Here is a 24,478-nt window from a genome sequence, read left to right as displayed (position 1 = left end):
AATCAGGCGTCGAGTTCGTTGCGGCGGACATGCCGTCCGCCAACAAGTTCACGATACATGTGATCGCTGCCATGGCGGAGTATGAGCGTGACCTGGTATCTCAACGGACTAAGGCTGCACTACAGGCAGCAAAGTCACGGGGAACGAAGTTAGGAAACCCGGGCATCAGGTCTGCCGGTGTGCTAGGAACTGCCGCTAGGGTCAAGCAAGCAGACGAGTTCGCGGCTCGAATGGCGCCTGCGGTCACCGCTCTTAGAGCAAGCGGGATGACCTCTTTCAGGCGTATAGCCGCTGCACTGAACCAATCGGGTAGCCGCACAGCAAGAGGGAAGGAGTGGACCGCAGCTGCGGTCCGCTCCGTTGAGCAACGTTCGGGTGCTAGGCAACGCGAAAAGATTTAGCTAGAGCAGATCTCTTCTCGAGCCGACCTCGCAAGCTCTCGAGCTTCTACACGGTCAACGATGCACTTCTTCACCATCTTCTCAACGCTCTTCCTCTTAGCCGCGTCTTTGGGAATGGGTAGAACAAGCTCGTAAACCCGGTTACCCAATGTGTCGATGATGTCCTGAGTGAAACGTTTGGCTTGGATCTGCTTAATTACTGGCTTGCAACTGAGTGCGGCAAGAAGCAGGTAGGGCGAGATCACGTCTGGCTTCTTCACGCGGATCTTGTAGATGTGGCTCTGATAGACGATTCGCTCATCGTACTTAGAGATGAATCCACAAGTGCCAATCAAATATGTTCCGTCCCTAACCATGAGGATGTCGCCTTCCTTGACATCCAGCTTAGCGCGCGAAGCCTCGTAGATCTCCTCGGACACACCCTGCTTTGCATCAAGCTTGATCTCCCAGTTGGAGATGTCCGAAGTACGTACAAACGGGATGTCGCCGGTTCCGTAAGCGAGCTTGCCCACCTCAATGCCAGTGTCAAACTCAAGCACGCCGTCCTTTACGAGTTCTGAGATCAGGACAAGGTCGTGCGTAGCTTTGAGTTCAGATAAGCCCTTCGCCGAGCTCGGCTCATAGTAGCGTGGCGAAATGACGTTGGAGACTATGTCTGACTCTTTGAGTCGGTATCCGAGAGGCGAGCTCTTAAGTGATTTCTCGCTCTTCCTAAAGTTCTTCAAGATCTCAGGAATGTCGTTATTGGGGATGCGAGAGCCCCGGCTGTCATGACCGCACCACTTCGCTTCAGCCATGAACACGCTCGTGCTCTTGCTGCTACGCGCCTTCTTTTTCGCAATTACAAGGCAGGTCTTTGTGTGGGTGCCGCCACTGCCGGACGTCTTGAACAAGTTTTCGGGCATGCCAACAACTGCCTCAAGGTGCGCCTTGTCTAGGAGGTACTGGCTGATGTATCCCGACGATGTGTTGGATAGCATGCTTTCAGGAAGAACCACACCCATCCTGCCACCTGGCTTCAGCAATCTCAAACATAGCTCCAGGAAAAGGATCTGAGGCATAGGGCTGGGAGCCATCTTATCGGTACGAGTAAAGATCGTACTGTCTCGCTTCCTCGACCACTTGTGAGCGAGATCAAACCCACGCAGGGTAGCTTCTGTACCAACTTTGATTTTAGAGCCGAACGGAGGGTTCGTCACGACTACGTCGAACGTTCCGTCAAGCTCAAAGGGGATCGACGCTCCTGACTCCATGCGTCGCTCAATAGAGTCCGCGCACACTACATTGCCAGGTACAAGCGACGTAAGAGCGATGTGGGTAGAGGCTAGGTCTGCGAGGTAGCGATCCTTCTCAATGCCATGCAGCGACTTCACAATTTTTTCTCGTGGGGCGCCGTTTGCTCGCATATGCCGAGCTGCATAGCTCAGGAAGCTTCCCGCACCACAGGCGGGATCGATGATCCGTTCGCCCAGTTGAGGGTCGAGTGCTTCCACGATCCACTGGACGGCTACGGTGGGAGTGAAGAACTGCCCCTCTCTTCCTCGTACCTCATTCGACACAAAAACTTGATAAAGCTCACTAAGCGGATCTTGCTGTTCACTCTCAAAGTCGAAGCGCGACAGCACTTTGTCCACCTGATGGATAGAGCCTGGGTCCAGCAGTAACTCTTCATCGCGCTTAAAGACGGTCTGACGCATTGCAGCCACCTTGCGGAAAGCTTCTCGATAAGCCGTAGCGCAATCTTCCGGAGATGTCTTACCAGCAAGATCCGGGAATACGGAGACGCAGAACATGCACTTCACGATCTCGTGCATCAGCGAGGAGTCGCGACTAATCCCTAGCGCTCGCCCAGCCAGGTAGTTTCGTAGCTCCGCGAAAGCCTGGCTGGGCTGGTACGAAGAGTCGGGGGTAGATTTCATGAACTGGTTGGCTCTAGCCGAAAAACAGATCATGGAATGATAGCGTTGCCTGTCCGCGCCGGCTATCCCTAGCCTCTTCGGATCACGTCGCTGCAGCCGGGCTAGAGGCGGGCAAGTCGGTTGGCGATGGTACGTATGAGCAGGTGGGCATCATGGAGCGATAGATCGCCCTGGATTCGATTACCGTCTCGCGAGAGCCACGCCACGTTGGGTCCCACGTGCCTACCACCTGTCTTCAAAGGATGGAGGTGTCCTACATGAAAGTCCGATTTACCTATCGACATTTGTGTGGAGAAGTCAGCAAACGCATGCACCTGTAGCGTGACGGGGCAGCATCGCGTGTTCCACACAGCTAGCGCGAGACCATGCGCGACTAGCAGTGCACGGGCGTGCGAAGGAAATCCAGAGAAGTCAGCAAGTGACTCGAGTAGTGCCCTCTCAACCGACCAGCATGACTCGACATTTGCATACTGATAGTCGTGAAAGGATGCCTCCCATCGCTTTGCGCGGTTTGTCTGTGTACTACCAGTTTGAGCTCTGTCTGTACGATATGCCTTAGTTCGGATCTTCTTGACTGTGTCCATATCAAGGACAGGAGCGACCCCGGGGCTAGATGCTTGCATCAAGAGACCTTCGACCTTCAATAGCCAGTTCAGGTCGGTGAGGTCAGCTTTCCGGACGTTTGTGCTGGTGTGAACGTGGGGAGCGCCCTCCACTTGGTAAGTCAACGGGTAGGTCCACTCTCCATTGCGACCAGCAAGAGTGAGAGCCGTGGCTCGGAACTCCATGTCGTTAAGAAGAAGTTGGAGCACGTCACCGAACATCTGATAGCAGTCTGCGTAGCTGGAAGCGCGTGGATCGTGAGCCTGATCGAAGGGTGGCGTTAATCCAAAGCTCATAGAAGTGTTCGGACTTGTGGGGACCGGAATCCAACGCGTCTTCTTCTTTGTTGACGAGACCCGGATGTTGGTCAGCTCAATCAGGAATGCGAACCGCATTGCATCGCAGATCAGCCACCGGAAGAGGCGGGACTCGTGCACTTGTCGTCCTAGGTCCACCAGAAGCGCGCCGAGAGGGTCCGACGGGTAGTCGGCGACGCCACGCATCAACGCCTGGTACGCCGGTTCGAGGCTGAAGACCGAGCGAGCACCGGTCCCTCCAAAGCTGTCCCCTACCGATCGACGCTCTTCTGCTTCAAGAGCGTCCTTCAACTCATCGTACATGCCCATCTTACCGTCCTTAGCCTTTGGGCTTAGGAGGTTTGCAGTTCTGCCGGGGTGTTGCAACCAATGACGCCGGGCGCGGAGCTTCAGTGATACCGGGGGGCGTCCGCCGTCTGCCGGTTAAACGGCTATCATATGAACAGGTGGTGGCCGCCGGCTGCGGCGATCTCCAGTGCGCGGCGCGCATGTGGCTGGCCACGCACGTCGGCCATGTCGGGTAGTGCAGGTGCGCCCACGGCGGCAACCGCCAGCTCGGCAGCAGGCGCCTGCCGGGTGCCGTTGAGCGCGGCGCAGACTTCCAGCAGGGTGCGCGCGGTAAAGGCCTGGACGTGCCCGGCAATGGCGGCCTCGGCGCCATTGGCCAGCGGCACGATGAGCCGCCGCCCGGCCTGCGCGGCAGCCAGGGCGGCCGGCAACACGCCATCGACGCCACGCAGCTCGCCGGTCAGCGCGAGTTCGCCGATGAATTCGTAATCGGCCAGCGCCTGCCGATCGATCTGGCCACTGGCCGCAAGAATGCCGAGTGCGATCGGCAGATCGAAGCGGCCGCCGTCCTTGGGCAGATCCGCCGGCGCCAGATTGATGGTGATCCGACGGGCCGGGAATTCGAATTGTGCGCAGAGCAGGGCGGCACGTACGCGCTCGCGCGATTCGCGCACCGCCGCCTCGGGCAGGCCCACGATCTGGGTGGAGGGAAGGCCGCCGGAGAGATGCACTTCCACCCGAACTTCAGGTGCGTGCACCCCCACGCGGGCACGGCTGTGCACCAGCGCCAGACTCATGGTGGAAGGCTCGGGTCAGGGAGTGTCGGAACCGGGCACCGCACTGGGCGATGCGCCGGATGCGCGCGCTTCCAGTGCGGCAACGGCCTGCTCCAGCGCGTCGAGCTTTTCGCGCGTGCGCAGCAGTACCGCGCGTTGCACGTCGAATTCTTCGCGGGTGACCAGGTCCAGCTTGCCCAGGCCGGCCTGTAGCGCGCCCTTGAAGGTGCTCTGCAATTCTTCGCGCGACTGGCGCAGGCCCGGCGGCACCAGGTCGCTGAGGCGGCGGGCGAGGTCGTCGAGCTGATTGAAATCGATCATGGTGTTCTCCGCAGGTCCGTAGGAAGCCTAGTGCAGGCCGTCACTCACGGGACATCGGCAAGGCAGTCGGCAGGCGGTAAGGATAGTCCCATTCGGCTGTGGGCCGAGGTGACGGCGGCCGGCAGGGGTGAGTGTTGCAGCCGTCCACGGTATGCTGCGCGCCCGTCATGCCCTGGGACCCGCACCAATGAAAATGATCATGGCCATCGTCAAACCGTTCAAGCTCGACGATGTGCGCGAAGCGCTCGCCGGCTGTGGGGTGGCGGGCATCACGGTGACCGAGGTAAAGGGCTTCGGCCGGCAGAAGGGCCACACCGAGCTGTATCGCGGCGCCGAGTACGTGGTCGATTTCCTGCCCAAGGTGAAGATCGAAGTGGCGGTGAGCGACGACCAGGCCGAGCGCGTGGTCGAGGCCATCGTGGCCGCCGCCGGCACCGGCAAGATCGGCGACGGCAAGGTGTTCGTCTACGACCTCGGTACCGTGGTGCGCATCCGCACCGGCGAGCTGGATAGCGACGCGCTGTAAGCCCTGTCGCGCGTGGCGCTGCGTTGCGGCGCCTCTGCTGCTTGCTGAAAGATGCTGACGGCAGTGCGGCGCGCATCAGGACTTCTCAACGCTGACAGTGCATGCGCCGATTGATGGATGCGTTGGGCAATCCCGCGGTGCAGGCAAACCGGTGCGGCCGCAACGCCCCTGCCACTGGCGTAGCGGCGGCGTCATTCACGCACGCATGAGTTCCTGCGCCGCACACGCCGATCGATCGATGCATGCGGCGACGCCGTGTTGCGAGCAACACGGAACTGCGGGAATAACTGCCCCTGGCCGGCAATGACGCGGCGCAGACGCGTCTGCCCATGCGATCAACGCCTTAGACGGGCCATGGACCCAGGTCGGTTCCTGCGCAGCGTGAGGCCTCGGCGGGTCACGTTCTGCTAGCCGCTCTCTGATCGAGCGTCGAAGACGCCCACGTGCCATCTGAAGAGGTGGCCTGGCGGCGGGGTCGCTGATACCGGAACCGTAGTCCTGACAAAGCCAAGCGTCCCGCTTGGCATACCATTTCAATACCGCACCGACGAGCGGCGCGCCTGGTTCCATTCCACCCACGCGGCGCAGACGCGCTTGGCAAGCAGGCCAAACCAGGCTCGACCCCCAAAGGCCAAGACACGCTTGTCGCCGCGCAACGAGTTGCCTACTCTAGGCTGTAATACCATTCCAATACCGGAGTTCGGACATGAAGCGACGCAACAGGAAGTCGGGCCTGCGCCTGCTCTCGGTCTTGGTGGCGGCAGGACTGGCCGCACCTGCGCCGGCCGAGCCGGTCACCCAGCCGGCGCTGTTCCCGACCCCGGTGTCGATCGCGCTGGACGGGGAGACGATCGCCTTGGGCCAGTCGGTGGTGCTGGTCGTCGCGCCGGGCGCGGACCCGACCTCGGTCGCGTTGGTGCGCAGCCTGCTCGGTGCGGCCGGCGTCCGCAAGATCGCCACCGCTTCGCGCCTGCCGGCCACGCTCGACCGTCCGCACATCGTCATCGGCACCGGCGAGGCGGCTGTGGTGCGCGATGCATTGACGCGCAGCAAGGCGACGCAGGACACCCATGCCGAAGGCTACACGCTGACCAGCGTCGCGCTGGGTAGTGGCCTGATCACGCTGGCCGGGCAGGACAGCGATGGCCTGTTCCATGCGGTGCAGACGCTGCGTCAGCTGCTGGAGCGGCCAGCCATTCCGGCGCTGACCATCCAGGATTACCCGGCCATGCCGATCCGCGGCACGATCGAAGGCTTTTACGGCGCGCCCTGGTCGATGGCCGATCGCAGCAAGCACATCGATTTTCTGGCGCGCACCAAGGCCAATACCTACATCTATAGCCCCAAGGACGACCCGTACGCGCGCGACCGCTGGCGCGATCCGTACCCGAAAGCGACCTTGAAGGCGCTGGGCAAACTGGCGGCCAACGCCAGGCGCAACCATGTCGATTTCGTCTATGCGATCTCGCCCGGGCCCAGCGTGTGTTTTTCCGATCCCGCCGATGCCAAGGCGCTGCTGCGCAAGTTCGATGCGTTCCGCGCACTGGGCGTGCGCAGCTTCTATGTGGCGTTGGACGATATCGAATACACCAAGTGGAACTGCGAACGCGACAAGACCACCTTCGGCGATTCCGGTGCGCAGGCGGCGGGCATCGCGCAGTCGCATCTGCTCAATCTGGTGCAGGCCGATCTGGTCGCCCGCCACGACGCGGCATCGGAACTGATCATGGTGCCCACCGAGTATTACGACGCCAAGGAAAGCCCGTACAAGGAAGCGCTGCGCAAGCACCTGGACCCGAAGATCGTGGTGCAGTGGACCGGCACCGACGTGGTGCCGCCGGCCATTTCCATCCCGGACGCGCGCGCCGCGACCAAGGCGTTCGGCCGCAAGACGCTGCTGTGGGACAACTACCCGGTCAACGATTTCGAAACCTCGGCCGGGCGCTTGTTGATGGCACCGTATGCGCGGCGCGAGGCCGGGCTGTCGGCCGAGCTGTCCGGCATCGTGTCCAACCCGATGAACCAGGAAGTGCCCAGCCGCGTGGCGGTGATGGGGCTGACCGCGTACGCCTGGAACGACACCGGCTACGACGCGCAACGCACCTGGCATGCAGCGGCGCGCGATCTGGCCGGTGGCGATGCGCGGGTGACGGCGGCGTTGCTGACCTTCTTCGATACCCAGCATCTGGCGCCCACCTTCGGCAGCCAGCCCTGGCAGGAGCAGGCACCACGCCTGAAGGCCGTGCTGGACCAGGTGCGCGAGGCGATCGCACTGGGCGATGCCGCAGCGCGCAGCCAGGCGATTGCAACATTGGCGCGTACCGCCGACGACATCGCTGCCGCGCCGCAGATCATTCGCGCTGGCGTCGCTGACAAGGGCTTTGCCGAACAATCACGCCCCTGGCTGGAGGCGATGGAGGGTTGGGGCCGCGCGCTGCAGAAGACTGCGGCCGGGCTGGAGGCCGCCAATCGCGGTGACGCGCAGGGCTCAGTTGCATTCGCCGATGCCGGGCGGATCGCCGCCGAAGCCGCAGCGATCCCCTCGATTCCCGGCGCCACGCGTTTCGGCGGGCCGGTCAAGATTGCCGACGGGGTGCTGGATCGCTTCGTGGCAGACGCCCCGACGCTGATCGCCTACAGGGGGCCAGCCGCGTCGGCGGCGGTGGAGCACTGACGACGGCGCTACTGGCTCTTGAGGGAGTCACGCGCCGCGTTTGAGACGGCGATAGAGCCGCTTCCAGCCGCCGCGCAGGCCACGCACCCAGCCCGGCTCGGCGCTGCGCGCGGCCTCGTCGGCGGTGGGTGCGATACCGGCCAGGCGCTGGCGCATCTTGTGGAAATTGGCCACGTCGCTGCGTTGCAGCTGGCGGGCCAACGTGCCACGCCGCAGCCAGCGCGGGAAGCGCCAGGCCGAGGTGAAATCGATCAACACCGGCACCCCGGCACTGACCACCACGTTGGTGCCGTGCAGATCGTTATGGGTGATGCCGAAGGCATGCAGGCGACGCAGCGCCTGCTGCAACTGTTGAAAGACTTCCTGGCCCACCACCGCACTGGCGCTGAGCGTGTCGCCCGGGATGAACTCCATGCCCAGCGCCAGACCGCCCAACGTGCCGAGCAGGGCCGGGGCATGCCGCCAGCCGTGCAAGCGGCTCAGCATGCGCGCCTCATGGCGGACCATCAGCCGTGCGATCGGTGCCAGCAGCGTGCGGCGATACCGGCCGTAGTCCTTGACCACGGCCAGCTGCCCGTCCAGATGGGTGCGGTAGACGTCGGGTTCGAGCAGCCGCGTGCCCTGCTTGAGCAGAACGGGAGTGACGACCTGCAGGCTGGACACAGCCAGCGGTTGGTAATGCATGACAGTTCTCCAGACCCTGGCGGCGCGGAGGTGTCACGCGGGACGCAGGTCCATGGGGATCACGATGGATCGGGATCGCTCAATTTTAGAACTTGCGAGTATTGAAATTACATTTGTTTAACAAATGTAATGTTCCGGACATGGAACAGCCTTTCAATTCAGTCGGTTGAAGCGCTCGGGCCTTGCGAAATTACCGGGGAAGAGGCCATGCGGGAGCACTGTGCCGGTGCGCTGGGCGGCCGCACGCGGCACCACGGCCGCGGTGCGATCTCGCCCGACCGGGGCCGAAGCTGGCGATCGGCTCGCGGTGGATCGGCGGGGGTGCGGCACATGTCGAAGCCGCTTGCGGCTGCGTGCGGTCGGATACGCGTCGCGCCGCTTCTTGACAGTCAATGAGACTCCAGACACTGTGCGCGCTGCGGTCAGGGGGCTGCATCACACGCGCGTCGCGCACATCCACGTCGGTGTGCCACGGTCGGTGCCTTGGGCATTGCGGTGATGCGGGGACGCTCCCGAAGAGATGACGGCAACTGCGCCACTTCCAGACGCCGTCGGGTTCGCCTGCGCGCGCACGGATGCGGGAACGATGGAGGACCACTCATGGGGAATGCGATGAAAAGGACTGCAACACTGCTGTTGGCCTGCACGGCGCTTGGCGTCACGGCACAGGCCTCGGCGCAATCGTTGTCGCGCGGCTGGGACAGCTACCGTCAGCAGCAAAAGCAATCGCAGGCCGGTACGCAGGGGGCCCCTGCGCCGGCAGCGCCGCCGTCGCGTCCATCGCAAGCCGGCAGCGGCGGCGCGCCCACCGCCGTCGGTGGAAGCGGAAGCGCGAGTGTGGTCGACCAGACCGGCGGATTTGCCACCGTCACGGCGCAGACGCCCGCGGTAGATGCGCCGCCTGCGCCGGCATATGTGCCGCCAATACCGCACGAAGAAGATCAACGCCTCAAGAGCGGCATGTTCCTTGGCGTACAAGGCGGCAAAGCTGAAGTGTTTGAGGGCACCAAGCAGGACATGCTCGGCGCTACTGTGGGCTATCGCTGGCGTGCTGGCCCAGTCACGTTGGTGGGAATCGAGGCCTTCGCGGGACATCTTGAGCGCGTAAGAACCGACGATGCTTTTGCTCCCTCCGCACGTTTCGGTGGCCTGGGAGGCAATGCGCGGTTCAATTTTGGCGATAGTCCAGTATTTGCTTCGGTTCGCTTGGGCTATTGGGGCGGAGAGTCCGTGGGTTACGACGGAGAACGCTTCTATGGCGCTTACCTGGGCGCAGGTTTGGGCGTAGATCTCGGCCGACATTTCAGTTTGAGTGCGCAGTACACGCGCTACCTCTACGCTGACGACTACAGCGACGAAGACATCACCGTCAATCGCGCCGACGTTGTCAACATCGGCGCTGAAGTCCGCTTCTGATTGAAGTGGTTGTTCTCAGACGGGCGGACGGCAACGTCCGCCCGTCTGCGTTGAGGCGACGCATTCCAGTGGCATCGTCTGGGCACGCGTGGCCACTGCGCCCACCGGGGCGGCTTGCGTTGCGCAGGTGTCCATGCAGCTTGCTGTAGTGTCGTGCGCGACGCGGTGATCAGCCGATGGTGAGAGCAGATGGACGCAATGGCGCAGTTTTTGACAGACGAGCAGGACCCGACGGCAGTGGGCAAGATCCTGCCCAAGGTCACCGAGTTGCTGACTCGCGACGAGCAGGTCGAGTACATCGCCGTGCAGAAGAAGATGGTGATGAACCTGTCGCCGGACGCGGTGGTGCTGACCAACCGCAGGTTCATCGTGGTCTCCCCGAAACTGTTCGGCATGACGTTTCGCGATTTCCCCTGGCGCGAGGTGCTCGATGTGCACATGAGCGAACAGATGCTCGGTGCCACCATCATGTGCCGCACCACGCAGGGTGCGTATGCATCCATCGATAGCCTGCCCAAAAAGCAGGCGCGGCGCGTGTATGCCTATGCGCAGCAGGTGGAAGAATCGGCCTACGAAAAACGCCAGCAGCTGGAATTCGACAAGTTGCGCGCCTCTGCCGGCGGTGTGGTGGTGCACGCTCCTGCGGGGCCGGGTACGGTGCCGTCGGCCCCGCCGATCGCGGTGGCCGTCACCGATGATCCGATGCAGGTGCTGAGCAAGCTCAAGCAGCTATTGGATGCGGGTTTGGTCACGCAGGAAGAATTCGATGCCAAAAAGGCCGAGGTATTGGCACGGCTGTAAGGCTGCTGGCAGATGCAGCAGGTAGTCGTCAGCTGGCGGGGATTGCGCGGACCCAGGAATGCCTGACGAAACCTAGCGAGCAATCGTAAGCCGTGCGGACGGTGCGCCGAGAACCGGAGCGTAAAGCGTGGTGCATGCCGATTCCGAGCACCGGCCGCGCCAAGCGGTGCATGCGTGGGTTCGGGAAGTCACTTCAGGCGGCACTCTGCGTGCTCTGCGCTTGCCGCAGCCGGCGCGCAGACCGCTGCGCCGGTCGTGGGGTGCCAAGCTACGGCAGTCAAAACCGGCACGTGGTCGTCAGGCGGGCGGACGCAGCTTCGCTTGCCGCTTCTCTGTTTGCCGCATGGACATGGCGGCTGCTCCGCCTGCCATGCCCATCTGACGAGCGTTCACCTTGGTGCCGCTGGCAGTCTTACTCGCCCAGCGCCTTGGCCACAAACGGCGGGGCAACCAGCACGCCGGTATGCAGGTGCGCGGTGTAGTACAGCGTCTCGAAGCCCTTGGCTTGCGCGGCGTCCTGGCGGAAGGCGAAGTCGGCGTTGGCCTGCTTGCTGGCCATGGTCACGCTCCACCAGCCGGTGGGGTAGCACGGCTGCGGGAACGGCAGGGTCTTGAACGACTGGAAGCCGGCCTTGCCCATTTCGGTGCGCATTTCGTTGATCAGCGCCAGCAGTGCCAGCGGCGATTCGGACTGCTGCACCAGGATGCCGTCGTCCTTCAGCGCCTTGAAGCAGCTCTCGTAGAAGGCCTTGTTGAACAGGCCCTCGGCCGGGCCCACCGGGTCGGTGGAGTCGACGATCACGATGTCCACGCTGCCGGCCGGGCAGTTGGCCATGTAGGCCACGCCGTCGTCGAACAGCAGCTCGGCGCGCGCGTCGTGGTTGGAATCGCACAGCTCGGGGAAGTACTTCTCCGACATGCGGGTGACCTGCTCGTCGATATCGCACTGGGTGGCGCTTTCCACGCCCGGATGCTTGAGCACCTCGCGTAGCGTGCCGCAGTCGCCGCCGCCGATGATCACCACCCGCTTGGGCGCGGCGTGGGTGAACAGCGCCGGATGGCTGATCATCTCGTGATAGAAGAAATTGTCGCGGCTGGTCAGCATCACCGCGCCATCGATCAGCATCAGCTTGCCCCAGTCGGTGGTCTGGTAGATCTCGATCTTCTGGAACGGGGACTGCACCTCGTCCAGCTTGCCACTGATGCGGAAGCCGATCGCCGAGCCGGTGGGCTGGAAGTGTTCGATGTACCAGTTGTCGTTGGTGCTCATGCGGACGTCCTAATTCTGGAAGAAGCGGGCTGTTCCTTCTCCCTGCGGGAGAAGGTGGCGCGTGGCGCCGGATGAGGGTCGGGCGCAGCCTCATGCAGTCGGACTGCGTGGCGGCTGACCCTTGCTCGGCCCCGCTCCGACCAGGAGCAGGGCGTGAAGTCGGCGCGGATTGTAACGGACCCTGCGCGTGCCAGGCGTTACACTTCACGCCCTTTTTGCCCCAGCCGAGACAACGAAATGAGCGATTGGTCCCTCGACCAAGCCCGCAAGACCTACTCGATCCCGCATTGGGCCGATGGGTATTTCGATGTGAACGCCGCCGGCCACGTGGTGGTCACCCCCACCGTCGACGGCCCGTCGGTGTCCTTGCCGGAGGTGGTGGATGCCGCGCGTGCGGCCGGCGCCAAGCTGCCGCTGCTGGTGCGTTTCCCCGACATCCTCGGCCAGCGCCTGGGCAAGCTGCAGGCCGCGTTCGTGCAGGCGCAGTCCGAGTGGGATTACGCCGGCGGCTATACCGCGGTGTACCCGATCAAGGTCAACCAGCACCGCGGCGTGGCCGGCACGCTGGCCAGCCACCATGGCGAGGGCTTCGGCCTGGAAGCGGGCAGCAAGCCGGAGCTGATGGCAGTGCTGGCGCTGTCGCGTCCGGGCGGACTGATCGTCTGCAATGGCTACAAGGACCGCGAATACATCCGCCTGGCGCTGATCGGCCGCAAGCTCGGCCTGCAGACCTTCATCGTCATCGAAAAGCCCTCCGAGCTGAAGCTGGTGCTGGAAGAGGCGCGCGCGCTGGACGTCAAGCCGGGTCTGGGCGTGCGCATGCGCCTGGCCTCGCTGGGCGCGGGCAAGTGGCAGAACAGCGGTGGCGACAAGGCCAAGTTCGGGCTGTCGCCGCGTCAGGTGCTGGACCTGTGGAAGACGCTGCGCGACACCGAGTACGCCGACAGCCTGAAGCTGCTGCATTTCCACATGGGCTCGCAGATCTCCAATGTGCGCGACATCGCCAACGGCATGCGCGAGGCCACGCGCTATTTCGTGGAGTTGTCGCGGCTGGGCGCGAAGATCAGCCACGTGGACGTCGGCGGCGGCCTGGGCATCGATTACGAAGGCACGCGCTCGCGCAGCTATTGCTCGATCAACTACGGCCTGCATTCCTACGCCAGCAACATCGTGCAGCCGTTGGCCAGCGCCTGCGAAGAACACGGCCTGACCCCGCCGCGCATCGTCACCGAATGCGGCCGCGCGATGACCGCCCACCATGCGGTGCTGATCGCCAACGTGTCCGAGGTGGAGCAGGCGCCGGAAGGCCGCGTGCCGGACGCGCACGACGACGAGCCGGCAGCGATCCGCCACCTGCGCGAGATCCACGACGAGCTCGATGTCCGCCCGGCGGTGGAATTGTTCCAGGAAGCCCAGCACTTCCATGCCGAAGGCCTGAGTGCGTACGCACTGGGCCAGATCGACCTGACCCACCGCGCACGCATCGACGACCTGTTCTATGCGATCGCGCACGGCGTGCGTGCACGCCTGAGCTTCGACGAAAAGAGCCACCGCCCGGTGCTGGACGAGCTCAACGAGCGGCTGGTGGACAAGTACTTCGTCAACTTCAGCGTGTTCGAGTCGATCCCGGATGTGTGGGCGATCGATCAGGTGTTCCCGATCGTGCCGATCGAGCGCCTGAACGAAGCCCCGCAGCGGCGCGGCATCATCGCCGACATGACCTGCGACTCCGACGGCATGGTCAAGACCTACGTCGAGAACGAAAGCCTGGACAGTTCGATGCCGCTGCACACGTTGAATCCAGGCGAGAGCTACCGCATCGGCTTTTTCCTGGTCGGCGCCTACCAGGAAATCCTTGGCGATATCCATAACCTATTCGGCGATACCGATGCGGTGGAAGTTGCCGTGGACGGCGAGGGCTATCGCATCGCGCAGCAGCGCCGTGGCGATACCACCGATGTGATGCTGGACTACGTGGGCTACCAGCTGGACACGCTGCGCGCGACCTATGCCGAACGCATCGCCGCAGCGCAACTGTCGCCCGAGCGCGCGCAGGAGCTGCACGACGCGCTGGAGGCCGGCCTGACCGGCTATACCTATCTGTCCGACGAGCCGTTGGGCTGATGCATCGCGCGCTGCGGGCCTGCCCCGCAGCGCGTTGATCCTTGTCATCGAGCAATCCGCTTCGTGCGCTGCAGGTGTGGAAGCCCGCGCGGGGCACTGGCTCGCCGCATTGCCCAACGGCGCAGTGCGGCGACCGGCATCCGCCACGTCGCACGCGATCTTCATCGCACGGTGGCGTCTTGATGGCGCGGCTTGGGGTCGCGTGTCAGGCGGGCTCAGCTACACCATGCACTGCGGTCTGCGCAGCGTCGCAGCACCAGCACCAGCAGCGAAACCCAGCGACGCTTCATGCCGATGACACGCAGGCGACGCTTGGGTGATCGTGCGACCACCGGCGAGGTTGCTGCAGAAAACAGCGTGTTTCGTGCAGTGATTTGCACACGACGCAGGCGCATCAACGCCTGCATGCGCACTGGTCTTATACGTGGCGATCGTCGAAGCGGGGCGGGCGCCGCTTCTTATCCATTAATGCGCTCAGGAAATCGACATCCCATGCGCTGTGGTTGCAGATGGCGCATGTTGCCAAATGCCCGCCGTTTTACGCAGTGATTGGCTAGAAATACAGCCGTATCAACGCTGGCGCGCGCACTGGTCTTATGCGCGCTGCTCGCTACGAGTAACCCGATAAGCGCAGCGTCTGTTCGCTGTCCGGCGCAGAGCGTTGTGCATTTGATGCTGCATTCCAGGTGCTTTTCTTGCAATGCGCATCGGTGTGGCATTGCGTTTGCCTGCAGCTATGCACCCAGAACACTAGTTGAAATCACACTTCAGTAAAAAAATTTTGCACCTCACGCGCAATTCGTGATTTTTGCACGGTTCTGTCCGAAGACGAATTGTTAGTGTCTGTTTAACTTGTCGGGATGCAAGTTGCTCCAATCAGACATCTGCACATCGGGGTTTCGATCGTGCCTGTCGCCTCGTAGTTGCCTGTCCATTGTGCGTTTCCACTGTGTATTGCCGGCATCTGCCGGCAGTCGATGGTGTTTTCTATCTTGCGTTTCATTACCAGGTGCTGATCCGGCGTCACTTTGACCGCAATGCGGCCAGGGCGCTCCGGGCGACCGCGCGCCACACAAAAGGAAGCTTGCAATGCACGCCGATGCCGCCCCGCTGTTTCCCTTGACCAGAGCGCAACGCGGCCTGTGGGTGGCCAGCAAGTTGCATACCGACAACACCTTGATGTTGTCCGAGGCACTGGAGATGTTCGGTCCACTGGACCCTGCGCTATTGATCCGCGCCACGTTGCAGCTGGCGCGCGAGTTCGACACGCTGCGGCTGTGCATCGTGGAGCACGACGGCGTGCCGCGGCAGGTGATCCTGCCCGAGTACACGGCGCCGGTTCCCTACCTCAACGTCAGCGAAGATCCCGCACCGCGCAATGCCGCCGAGCACTGGGTGGACGAACAGATCCGCCAGCCGGAAAACCTGGAGCATGGGCCGCTGTGGCATTGCGCGGTGTTCCGGCTCGGCGAAGACCACCATATGTGGGTGCAGTGCGTCAGCCATCTGGTGATGGACGGTTATTGCGCATCGATCATGATGCAGCGCATGTCGGTGCTGTACAACGCGTACGCCGCAGGCGTGGAGCCGGAACCTGCGCACTACGGCAGTGCGCTGTCGCTGGTGGAGATGGAGCAGCAGTATCGCGCCTCCGACCGCTTCCAGCGCGATCGCGATTACTGGATGCAGCAGCTGGCCGATCTGCCGCCACCGGCAACCCTGGCACGCCCGGGCAATCATCTGTCCACCGGGCTGTTGCGCGGCACCGGGCAGTTTTCGCCGCAGCAGGTGGTGCGCCTGCGTGCGATGGGCAAGGACTACGGCGCCAGCCTGCCGCAGATGCTGATCTCGCTGATCGCCGCCTATTACTACCGCTGCACCGGTGCGGGAGATCTGGTGCTGGCGATGCCGGTGACCGGCCGCATCAATGCGCGCTACCGCCAGACTGCCGGGTTGGTGGCCAATGTGATCTCGCTGCGCCTGAAGATGGACCCGCAGCAGCCGATCCATGCGTTGTTTGGGCAGGTCGCGTCGGTAGTCAGGCATGCCTTGCGGCATCAGCAATATCGCTTCGAGGACGTACGCCGCGACATCGGCATGTTCGGCATCGACCAGAAGTTCGCCCGCCTGGCCGTCAATATCGAAGCCTTCGATTACGCGCTGCGCTTTGGCGAGGCGTACGCGATACCGCATAACCTGTGCAACGGCCCGGCCGACGATCTGACCATTTTTTGCTACGAGCGTGGCGACGGCGCGGCCCTGCGCTTCGATCTGGACGCCAATCCGGCGTTGTACGACAGCGACGAGCTGGCCGAACACTGCCGTCGCCTGACCCATCTGGCCGATGCCGTGCTGGCAAACCCGGAATGCGCGCTGGGTGAAGTGGACGTGCTGGGCGAGCAAGAGCGCCACCGGTTGCTGCACACCTGGAATCACACCGCCGCAACGCTGCCGGAACCGGCCACGTTGTTGCACGGCATGTTGCAGCGTGCCGAGATCATGCCTGCGGCCGTTGTCGTGCAATACGAAAACCGCACCCTGGACTACGCCACGCTGTGCGAGCTCGCCTCGCGGATCGCTGCGCAATGGGTGGCCGATGGGGTGCGCCCTGGCGATGTGGTCGCTGTCGCGTTGCCGCGCAGCGAGCATCTGTTGGTGGCCTTGCTGGCCATCATGTGGAGCGGCGCGGCCTACCTGCCGCTGGACCCGGAAAGCCCGGCGGCGCGCAATCGGCAGATGCTCAACGATTCCGGTGCGATTGCGCTGGTCTGCGAGCCGGCATTGTGCGAGCGCTATCTGCTTGGCGGCATGGTCTGGCTGGACCCGCGCCCGGCGCAGCTGCCGGCCGCGATCCCCCCAAGGGCGACTCCGGATGGGACGGCGTACGTGCTGTACACCTCCGGCTCCACCGGCACGCCCAAGGGCGTGGAGATCAGCCATCGAAACCTGTTCAATTTCCTGCATGCGATGGAACACGAGCTGGCCTTGCGTCCGCGCGACCGCGTGCTGGCGGTCACCACCATCACCTTCGACATCGCCGGGCTGGAGCTGTATCTGCCATTGCTGGTGGGCGCGCGCGTGGTCATCGCACCGGCCGGCATCAGTCACGATCCGCGCAGTCTGTCGCGCCTGATCGTCTACGAGCAGATCAGCCTGGTGCAGGCCACGCCGTCGCTGTGGCGCATCCTGCTGGCCAATCAGGATCTGGCGCTGGATCGCATCCATGCCCTGGTCGGTGGCGAGGCCCTGGTGCCCGAGTTGGCGACGCAATTATTGAGCCGGGTCGGGCGCCTGACCCAGTTGTACGGGCCGACCGAAACCACCATCTGGTCGACCATCATGCCGCTGCAGTTGACCGATGCGGCCGCGCCGCCAATCGGCAGGCCGCTGCTCAACACACGCGTCTATGTGCTGGATGCGCAGCGGCAGCCGTTGCCGACCGGTGCGATCGGTGAGCTATACATCGGCGGTGCCGGCGTGGCCAAGGGCTATCGCGGCAAGCGCCAGCTCACCAGCGAGCGTTTCCTGCGCGACCCGTTCGCCGACGACGGCAGCACCATGTACCGCACCGGCGACCGCGTACGTCAGCGTCGCGACGGCCTGCTGGAATTCATCGGCCGCGCCGATGCGCAATTGAAGATCCGCGGCCACCGCGTGGAGCCGGCGGAAATCGAAAATGCATTGCTGCTGCATGCGCAAGTGGCGCAGGTGGCGGTGGTTGCGCACAACGATGGCGACAACGCCGTGCAACTGCTCGCCTACGTGGTGGGCAAGCATGGCAACACGCCATCGAGCGAGTTGCTGCGCGCCCATCTGCAACAGCGTCTGCCGGCCTCGATGATTCCCAGCCTGTGGATGCCACTGCCCGCGTTGCCGCTGACGGCCAATGGCAAGCTGGATCGCCGCGCCTTGCCCGCGCCGGGCGCGTTACCCAAGCGTGCGCATGTGGCGCCGCGCGATGCACTCGAACATCAACTGGCGGCCCTGCTGCAGGAGGTGCTGGGCATCGAGGTGGTGGGGGTGGACGACAACTTCTTCGAGCTCGGTGGCGATTCGCTACGGGCGGCAGAGATGGCGGCACGCTTCCCGCAACTGTTCGGCGTGGAGCTGCCGCTGGGCGCGCTGTTCCATGCGCCGACGATTGCCGGCCTGTCGGAGGTGATCAAACGCAGCGCGCAGGTACCCAACGACCCGCTGAGCGTGCTGTTGCCGATGCGCGCAGGCAGCGCGGGCGTCACGCCGTTGTTCTGCATCCATCCAGTCATCGGCCTGGGCTGGTCGTATCTCACCCTGCTTGGCCAGCTCGATCCGCAGTGGCCGGTGTACGCATTGCAGTCGCCGGCATTGAGCGACCCGCAGCACCGTCCGGAAAGCATCGAAGCGATCGCCCGCGATTATCTGGCGCGTCTGCGCAGCGTGCAGCCGCATGGCCCGTATCGCTTGATGGGCTGGTCGCTGGGCGGCCTGATCGCGCACGCCATGGCCGCCGAATTGCATGACCTGGGCGAACAGGTCGAGTTGCTGGCGATGCTCGACAGCTACCCGCATCTGGAACAGGCCGCCGCGCTGCCCGAAGCGGAAAACGTACGTGCATCGGTACATGCGCTCGGGCTGACGCTGGCGCACGACCAACCGATGCCGACCACCGTGGCTCAGCTGGCCAGCCTGTTGTGCGATCACTACGGCTTGACCACCTTGCCGGCGGTGCAGCAGTTGCTGAAGCAGCGCCCCACGCTGCTGGACGACCTGGGCGCAGTGACCCAGCATCACCTGCACCTGGCGCGGCGTCACCGGCCGCGCACATTGAACCAGGATGTGCTGTTCGTCGAAGCCAGCGTGCGTATGAGCTCCGGCGGCGACGAGGCGCAATGGGTGGATTACCGGCCGCAGGCATGGCGTCCGTATGTGCGCACGCTGCATCTGCACGCCCTGGACAGCGATCATCATTCGATGCTGTCGGCCGCGCACTCGGCAACGCTGTGTGCGCTGCTGCACCAGGCCACTGCACAGGTGCCGCAGCGCGATGCCAGCATCGCCAGCGCCAGTGCCAACGACGGGGTAGCCGAATATGCCTGAGTCTCTCGCTTCGGCTGCAGCCAACCGCCCGGTCGTCATCGCCACCCTGGGCACGCACGGCGATGTGCGCCCGATCATCGCACTGGGCCGCGGTCTGCAGCAGCGCGGTTACCCGGTGCGGGTACTGACCAGCACCAACTTCGAGGCATTGATTCGCGCCAACGGGCTGGAGTTTTTCCCGCTCAGCGGCGACCACCAGAAGTTGCTGCAGGGCAACCCGGACGTTGCAGAAATGCGTGGCGGCTGGCGCGGTATCTGGGGCACCCTGCGCGCACAGCTGCTGAGCTGGGCACGCGACTGGGCAGAGCAGGGCCGGGCGGCGTGCGCCGATGCCGGCTTGATCCTGGGCGTGGGCAGCGCAAGTTTCCTTGCGCATAGCCTGGGTCAGGCCTATGGGGTGCCGGTGTGCTTTGCACAGCTGCAACCGCTCACGGCCTCGCGCCATCTGCCGTTGATGGTGATGCCCAACGTGCGTCTGCCCGGGCGGGTGAGCGTGGCCTTGCACCACGCGGTGCGGTTTGCCGGCTGGCAGCTAATGCGCCCGGCGCTTAACGATATCGTGCGGCCGGCGCTGGGGTTGCCGGCGTATCCATGGCGCGGCCCGGACCGCAGTGCGCTGCGTGTGATCTACGGTTACAGCGCGCAGCTGTGCCCTCGTCCGCCGGACTGGCCGCAAAGCGCGCAGGTCTGCGGATTCTGGCAACTGCCGCAGCCGCAATGGCAACCGCCTGCCGCATTGCAGGCGTTTCTGCAGGCCGGGCCGCCGCCGTTGTATATCGGCTTCGGCAGCATGACCAGCCGCGATGCGGTGCAGCTCACCGCCACGGTCAAGGCCGCCGTGCGCCTGACCGGGCAACGCGCCTTGCTGGCCAGTGGCTGGGGCGGGCTGGAAACCGCCGACACCGCCGCTGCGGATGACGCCGGGCGTTTCTTCCATCTGGACCAAGCGCCGCACGATTGGTTGTTTCCACGGGTGACCGCTGCCGTGCACCACGGCGGCGCCGGCACCACCGGTGCTGCGCTCACGGCCGGGATTCCGTCGGTGGTGTTGCCGTTCGGCTACGACCAACCGTTCTGGGCGCACTGCCTGGCACGACGTGGCGTGGCGCCACCGGCCCTGGTGCGTGCCGGCTTGCAGCCGGAGACGCTGGCCGAGGCATTGCGCCAGGCCAGTGCCCCGGCCATGCGTGCGGCGGCACGCGCGCTGGGCCAGCGCATCCGCGACGAAGACGGCGTGCGCAGCGCAGTCGATCAACTGGAAGCGTGGGGGCTGTTGCATCCAGGCGCGCGGATGACACGAATCGAGCAGGCGGCGGTGGCCTGAGGCCGGGAGTGCCGTGTCGGCCTCAGCGGCGCGCGGCGTGCCCGCCGACGGGGCAGTGTCATGCATGCGCCAGCGGGTAAGCGCGGCCAACACAACGCCGCGCTCGCCGTCAGGCCGCACAGCCGGTGCTCGTTGCGGCACGTGTCACTGGCACACGCTGGTTCTCTGAGCGTGCGTTGCCTACCTCCAGACGGGTGCGCGCAACCTGCGCATGGGCGTGGGGCATACGGCACAATCGGTCTTCCTCATTGCCGATCGCCCCTATGCGCTATCCCGCCCTGGACCTGCTGCGTGGTATCGCCATCGTCTGGGTGATGCTGTTCCATTCGTTTGTGGTCGGTGGGCTGGGGCCGGACTGGGCATGGCTGTCGCGCTATGGCTGGATGGGGGTGGACCTGTTCTTCGTGCTCAGCGGGTTTTTGATCGGCACGCAGGTGCTGAGGCCGCTGGCGCGCGGGCAACGCCTGGATTTCAAGGAGTTCTATCTGCGCCGCGCGTTGCGCATCCTGCCGGCGTTCTTGCTGGTGCTGGTGATCTACATGGTGTGGCCGGATTTTCGCGAGTCGCCCGGGTTGGCGCCGTGGTGGATGTTCGTCACCTTCACCCTGAACCTGTTCGTCGACTACGGCCGTGATGCCGCGTTCTCGCACGCCTGGTCGCTGTGCGTGGAAGAACATTTCTATCTGGTGTTTCCGTTGCTGGCGACGCTGCTGCTGCGTCGACCTTCTGCAGCGCGGTTTGTGATGCTGTGCATGGCGGTGGTAATCGCGGGCATCGCGCTGCGCGCCGGCTTCTGGTTGCACAACACTGCCCTGGACAGCGCTGGCCTAGGTCTGCAGCGCAACTGGTTTATCGAAGACATCTACTACCCGACCTGGAATCGTCTGGACGGCCTGCTGGCCGGTGTCGTACTGGCGGTGCTGAAGGTGTTTCGCCCCGCGCTGTGGCAACGGCTGCAGCAGCACGGCAACGCCATTCTGTGTGCCGGCGTGGCGATTCTGGCGCTGGCACTGTGGCTGTTCCGCGAGCGCACCGGCCTGATCGGCAATGCGGTGGGCTGGCCGGTGCTGTCGCTGGGACTGGCCTTGCTGGTGCTCGCCGGCACCGCCAGTAGCGGTGTGCTTGGCGGTTTGCGCGTGCCGGGCGCGGCTTGGCTGGCAGCCATCTCCTACAGCCTGTATCTGACCCACAAGGCCGTGTTCCATCTCACCCAGGGATGGTTCGGCCCGGCGCTGGAGGGGCGGGGCGTGCTGGCCTTTGCGGTGTATGGCCTGGCGGCAGTGCTGGGCGGCGCGCTGTTGCATTACGTGGTGGAGCGCCCGTTCCTGCAACTGCGCGACAAGCTGCTGCGGCCAGCCCCGCGGCCGTTGACTGCCGCCGGTCGCGGCTGACCGGGCAAAGCAAAACGCCGCGCAATGCGCGGCGTTTTCGTCATCCCTGGCGGTGCGCCGGTTGCAGGGCCGCACCGAGCTTGGATGCTGCGCAATCTGCCCACGCGCCGACCAACCCACCATCGGATCGCGGCGCGACCGGGGCATTGGCGTTGCAGGCCATCGTCACTGCGCGTCGCGGGCTACCTGGAAACCGGCGAACGACTGCGTCACCGGCATGATTTCCAGCCGGTTGATGTTCAAGTGCGCCGGCAGGCTGGCGACGTAGAAGATCTGCTCGGCGATGTCCTCGGCGGTCATCGGGGTGGCGCCGCGGTACAGCGTGTCCGAGGCGGCCTGGTTGCCGCCGGTGCGCACCAGGGTGAACTCGGTTTCGGCCATGCCCGGTTCGATCGAGGTTACGCGCACACCGGTACCGTGCAGGTCTGCGCGCAGGCCCAGCGAAAACTGCTGCACGAAGGCCTTGGTGCCGCCGTACACGTTGCCGCCGGTGTAGGGGTAGGTCGCCGCGACCGAGGCGATGTTGATGATGGCGCCACGGCGTGCGATCAGCGCCGGCAGCAGGCGGTGGGTGAGGGTGACCAGTGCGGTGACATTGGTGTCGATCATCTGCTGCCACTGCGTCAGGTCGGCCTGCTGCGCGGGCGCGGTGCCCAGCGCCAGGCCGGCGTTGTTGACCAGCACATCGATATCGGCGAATGCGGCAGGCAGCGCGTCGATGGCCGCCGACAAGGCCTGCGCATCGCGCATGTCGAACGCAGCGGTGTGCACCTGGCCGGCGGGCAGGTCGGCCGCCAGTGCGTCCAGGCGATCGGCACGCCGCCCGGTGGCGATGACCTTCCAGCCGGCGGCGGCAAAGCGGCGTACCGCAGCGCTGCCGAAGCCGGAGGTGGCACCAGTGATCAGGACGGTCTTGGACATGGGAACTCCAGGGGATAGGGGAAAGCTTGAAGTGGGTCGAAAACGTGGCGAGCGATGGTCGGGTGGGTGCTGGCGGCGCGCTCGGACCCGAAGTGTACGAGGGGTCCGGGCCGCGTCGAGCATCGTCCGCGCCCGCCTGGCGGTGGGCGCAGTCGTTGTGTTTGCCGTTCCTAGGGGACGCGAACCGGACGGGCAGCTGCGTCCTGACGTGCGCGCAACATGTCTGCGGTGAGCGCTTCGCGGGCGATCACATGCCCTCGGCGCAGCTGCAGCAGCACATAGCCAGCCGGCGCGTCGGACGATGAGTTCTCCGCAGCTGGCAGCGCGGCGATCACCTCGCCATCCACCCACACCGCCGCGACCGGCGCGCGCTGGCCGGGGAACAGCACCGCCAGCGGTAGTTCCGGTGGCGCCTCGGCGCAGGCACCCAATACCACGCGATCGAGCACCAGCTGCTGCGCGTCCACGCGCCAGAACGCCTGGTAGCCACGCCAGTTTGCGCTGCAGCTGCCCAGGGCGTCGCCCGCCTGCGCCACGAAGCGCTTCCAGGTGGCGGGGTCGTCCAGCGGTCCGGACAGCGGCTCGGCCAGCAGCGTTGCCTGCTGGCCATCGATCTGGATCTGGTCGGGAATCTGCTCGGTGGCTTGCGCCGTGCCGATCAGCCCAAGCAGTCCCAGTACCGTGCTGGCGAGGCGGCGCATCACCGCGCTTACTGGGCCTTGATCGCGATGGCAGGCAAGCCGCTGCCGGTAAGCTTCTGCTTGGCTTCGGCCAGTTCGCTTGCAGTGCCGTACGGCCCCATGCGCACGCGGTAGACCGTCTTGCCGCTGATGTCGGCCGATTCCACGCGCGCGGCCAGGCCCATCATCGCCAGCTTGGCCTTGGTCGACTCGGCGTCGCCGGAGGCGCCGAACGAGCCCGCCTGCAGGATGTAACGGGTGTTGTCGGTGGCCGCCGGTGCTGCCGCCGCCGTCGCAGGCTTCGGAGCCGTCGCGGCCGGCGTGGCGAGTGCCACGCTGCTGGCCGGTGCCGGCGTGGCTGCCGGACGTGGCTGGGTGGCTTCCGGTAATGGCTTGGGCGCGCTGGCGGCGGTTTCTTTCAGGGGCATCGGCACGCTGGCCGCCGGCGTGGCCGCAGCGACGCTGGCGGCGGCCCCCGGCGCCGGCGCGACGGGTTTGCCTTCCAGCGCCGCGCGCGCGCGCGCGGCCTCTTCGGCACGCGCGCTGGCGGCCAGTTCGGCATCGGACATCTGCACTTCCTTGCCGGGCAGCAAGGTGTAGAAGTCGTACTGGGTTTGCGCATCGCCCGGCTTGGGCTGCGGTTTGGGCTGGGGGGTGCTGGGCTTGGGCAACTCGGCCGGCGTGTCTGTGTCGGCATCGGCCACCGGTTCGGGCTGCGCGTCCGGATTGGCGCGGGGGCCGACACGGAGGAAGCCGTCGCCATCCTTCTTGAACAGATTGGGGGCGGCCAGGAAGATCACCGCCGCAATCGCGGCGCCCGCCACCAACCACACCCAACCGGGCGTGCCATTGCTGGTGTTGCGTCGTGCCTGACTCTTACCGCGTCGTGCTGCCATCTACCACTTCTCCGAATCGTGTCGTTGCGGGCGGTGCGCCCGGCTTGGTGCGGCGATCGCTGCCGCTGCG

At 64.7% G+C, this 24,478-nt stretch carries 15 protein-coding genes and 1 pseudogene; 8 read left to right on the top strand and 8 right to left on the bottom strand.

The window, feature by feature from the left end:
• Positions 1-397: 397 nt before the first annotated feature.
• The 3 genes and pseudogenes from FHY18_RS16845 to FHY18_RS16835 form a co-directional block, all read right to left on the bottom strand.
• Positions 398-2,098: an N-6 DNA methylase gene (locus tag FHY18_RS16845; protein ID WP_259157049.1), complete on the bottom strand. Its 1,701-nt coding sequence runs from the start codon at positions 2,096-2,098 to the stop codon at positions 398-400.
• Between the two features lie 1,540 nt (positions 2,099-3,638).
• A pseudogene (locus FHY18_RS16840) lies at positions 3,639-4,325 on the bottom strand (magnesium chelatase domain-containing protein); the annotation flags it as partial.
• A 15-nt stretch (positions 4,326-4,340) separates the two neighbouring features.
• Positions 4,341-4,625 (bottom strand): accessory factor UbiK family protein, encoded by a 285-nt coding sequence (locus FHY18_RS16835; RefSeq protein ID WP_259157047.1) that lies wholly within the window; start codon positions 4,623-4,625, stop codon positions 4,341-4,343.
• Between the two features lie 151 nt (positions 4,626-4,776).
• Between FHY18_RS16835 and FHY18_RS16830 the strand changes: the two genes are divergently transcribed.
• A complete protein-coding gene (locus FHY18_RS16830; protein ID WP_276577329.1) occupies positions 4,777-5,151 on the top strand; it encodes a P-II family nitrogen regulator in 375 nt (124 codons plus the stop codon).
• A gap of 706 nt (positions 5,152-5,857) precedes the next feature.
• A complete protein-coding gene (locus FHY18_RS16825) occupies positions 5,858-7,825 on the top strand; it encodes a beta-N-acetylglucosaminidase domain-containing protein (RefSeq protein WP_259157043.1) in 1,968 nt (655 codons plus the stop codon).
• A 27-nt stretch (positions 7,826-7,852) separates the two neighbouring features.
• Here the strand turns inward: FHY18_RS16825 and FHY18_RS16820 are convergent, their stop codons facing one another.
• Entirely contained in the window at positions 7,853-8,509 is a 657-nt protein-coding gene (locus FHY18_RS16820; RefSeq protein ID WP_259157040.1) for an RIO1 family regulatory kinase/ATPase, read from the bottom strand.
• A gap of 612 nt (positions 8,510-9,121) precedes the next feature.
• Between FHY18_RS16820 and FHY18_RS16815 the strand changes: the two genes are divergently transcribed.
• Complete coding sequence (locus FHY18_RS16815; RefSeq protein ID WP_259158275.1) at positions 9,122-9,925, top strand: porin family protein; 804 nt, start codon at positions 9,122-9,124, stop codon at positions 9,923-9,925.
• Between the two features lie 189 nt (positions 9,926-10,114).
• Positions 10,115-10,726, top strand: a complete 612-nt coding sequence (locus FHY18_RS16810) for a PH domain-containing protein (RefSeq protein ID WP_259157039.1) — start codon at positions 10,115-10,117, stop codon at positions 10,724-10,726.
• 412 nt (positions 10,727-11,138) lie between these two features.
• Here FHY18_RS16810 and speE read toward each other — a convergent pair whose 3' ends face one another.
• Entirely contained in the window at positions 11,139-11,996 is an 858-nt protein-coding gene (gene speE / locus FHY18_RS16805; RefSeq protein WP_259157038.1) for a polyamine aminopropyltransferase, read from the bottom strand.
• A gap of 237 nt (positions 11,997-12,233) precedes the next feature.
• On the opposite strand from speE, the gene speA reads away from it, so the two are divergent.
• The 4 genes from speA (at position 12,234) to FHY18_RS16785 (ending at position 21,911) form a co-directional block, all read left to right on the top strand.
• The gene (gene speA / locus FHY18_RS16800; protein ID WP_259157037.1) at positions 12,234-14,120 is read left to right on the top strand and encodes an arginine decarboxylase; all 1,887 of its coding nucleotides are present in this window, start codon (positions 12,234-12,236) and stop codon (positions 14,118-14,120) included.
• A 1,089-nt stretch (positions 14,121-15,209) separates the two neighbouring features.
• Positions 15,210-19,196: an amino acid adenylation domain-containing protein gene (locus FHY18_RS16795; protein ID WP_259157036.1), complete on the top strand. Its 3,987-nt coding sequence runs from the start codon at positions 15,210-15,212 to the stop codon at positions 19,194-19,196.
• Positions 19,189-20,520, top strand: coding sequence for a glycosyltransferase (locus FHY18_RS16790; RefSeq protein ID WP_259157035.1), 1,332 nt, complete (start codon positions 19,189-19,191; stop codon positions 20,518-20,520). The genes FHY18_RS16795 and FHY18_RS16790 overlap by 8 nt, the downstream gene beginning before the upstream one ends.
• Before the next feature lie 263 nt (positions 20,521-20,783).
• Positions 20,784-21,911, top strand: coding sequence for an acyltransferase (locus FHY18_RS16785; RefSeq protein WP_259157034.1), 1,128 nt, complete (start codon positions 20,784-20,786; stop codon positions 21,909-21,911).
• A gap of 165 nt (positions 21,912-22,076) precedes the next feature.
• On the opposite strand, the gene FHY18_RS16780 is transcribed toward FHY18_RS16785, so the two are convergent.
• The 3 genes from FHY18_RS16780 to FHY18_RS16770 all read right to left on the bottom strand — a co-directional run bounded on the left by FHY18_RS16780 (position 22,077) and on the right by FHY18_RS16770 (position 24,408).
• Positions 22,077-22,832 carry an SDR family NAD(P)-dependent oxidoreductase gene (locus FHY18_RS16780; protein ID WP_259157032.1) on the bottom strand — a complete coding sequence of 252 codons (756 nt, stop codon included), beginning with the start codon at positions 22,830-22,832 and terminating at the stop codon, positions 22,077-22,079.
• Between the two features lie 170 nt (positions 22,833-23,002).
• The gene (locus tag FHY18_RS16775) at positions 23,003-23,536 is read right to left on the bottom strand and encodes a hypothetical protein (RefSeq protein WP_259157030.1); all 534 of its coding nucleotides are present in this window, start codon (positions 23,534-23,536) and stop codon (positions 23,003-23,005) included.
• Between the two features lie 5 nt (positions 23,537-23,541).
• Positions 23,542-24,408 carry an SPOR domain-containing protein gene (locus FHY18_RS16770; protein WP_259157028.1) on the bottom strand — a complete coding sequence of 289 codons (867 nt, stop codon included), beginning with the start codon at positions 24,406-24,408 and terminating at the stop codon, positions 23,542-23,544.
• Positions 24,409-24,478: the final 70 nt, after the last annotated feature.

The sequence above is a fragment of the Xanthomonas sp. 3793 genome, from assembly GCF_024806835.1.
Lineage (GTDB): Bacteria > Pseudomonadota > Gammaproteobacteria > Xanthomonadales > Xanthomonadaceae > Xanthomonas > Xanthomonas arboricola_F.
The sequence above is the reverse complement of the archived record's forward strand: the minus strand, read 5'-3'. Positions and strand labels throughout refer to the sequence as shown.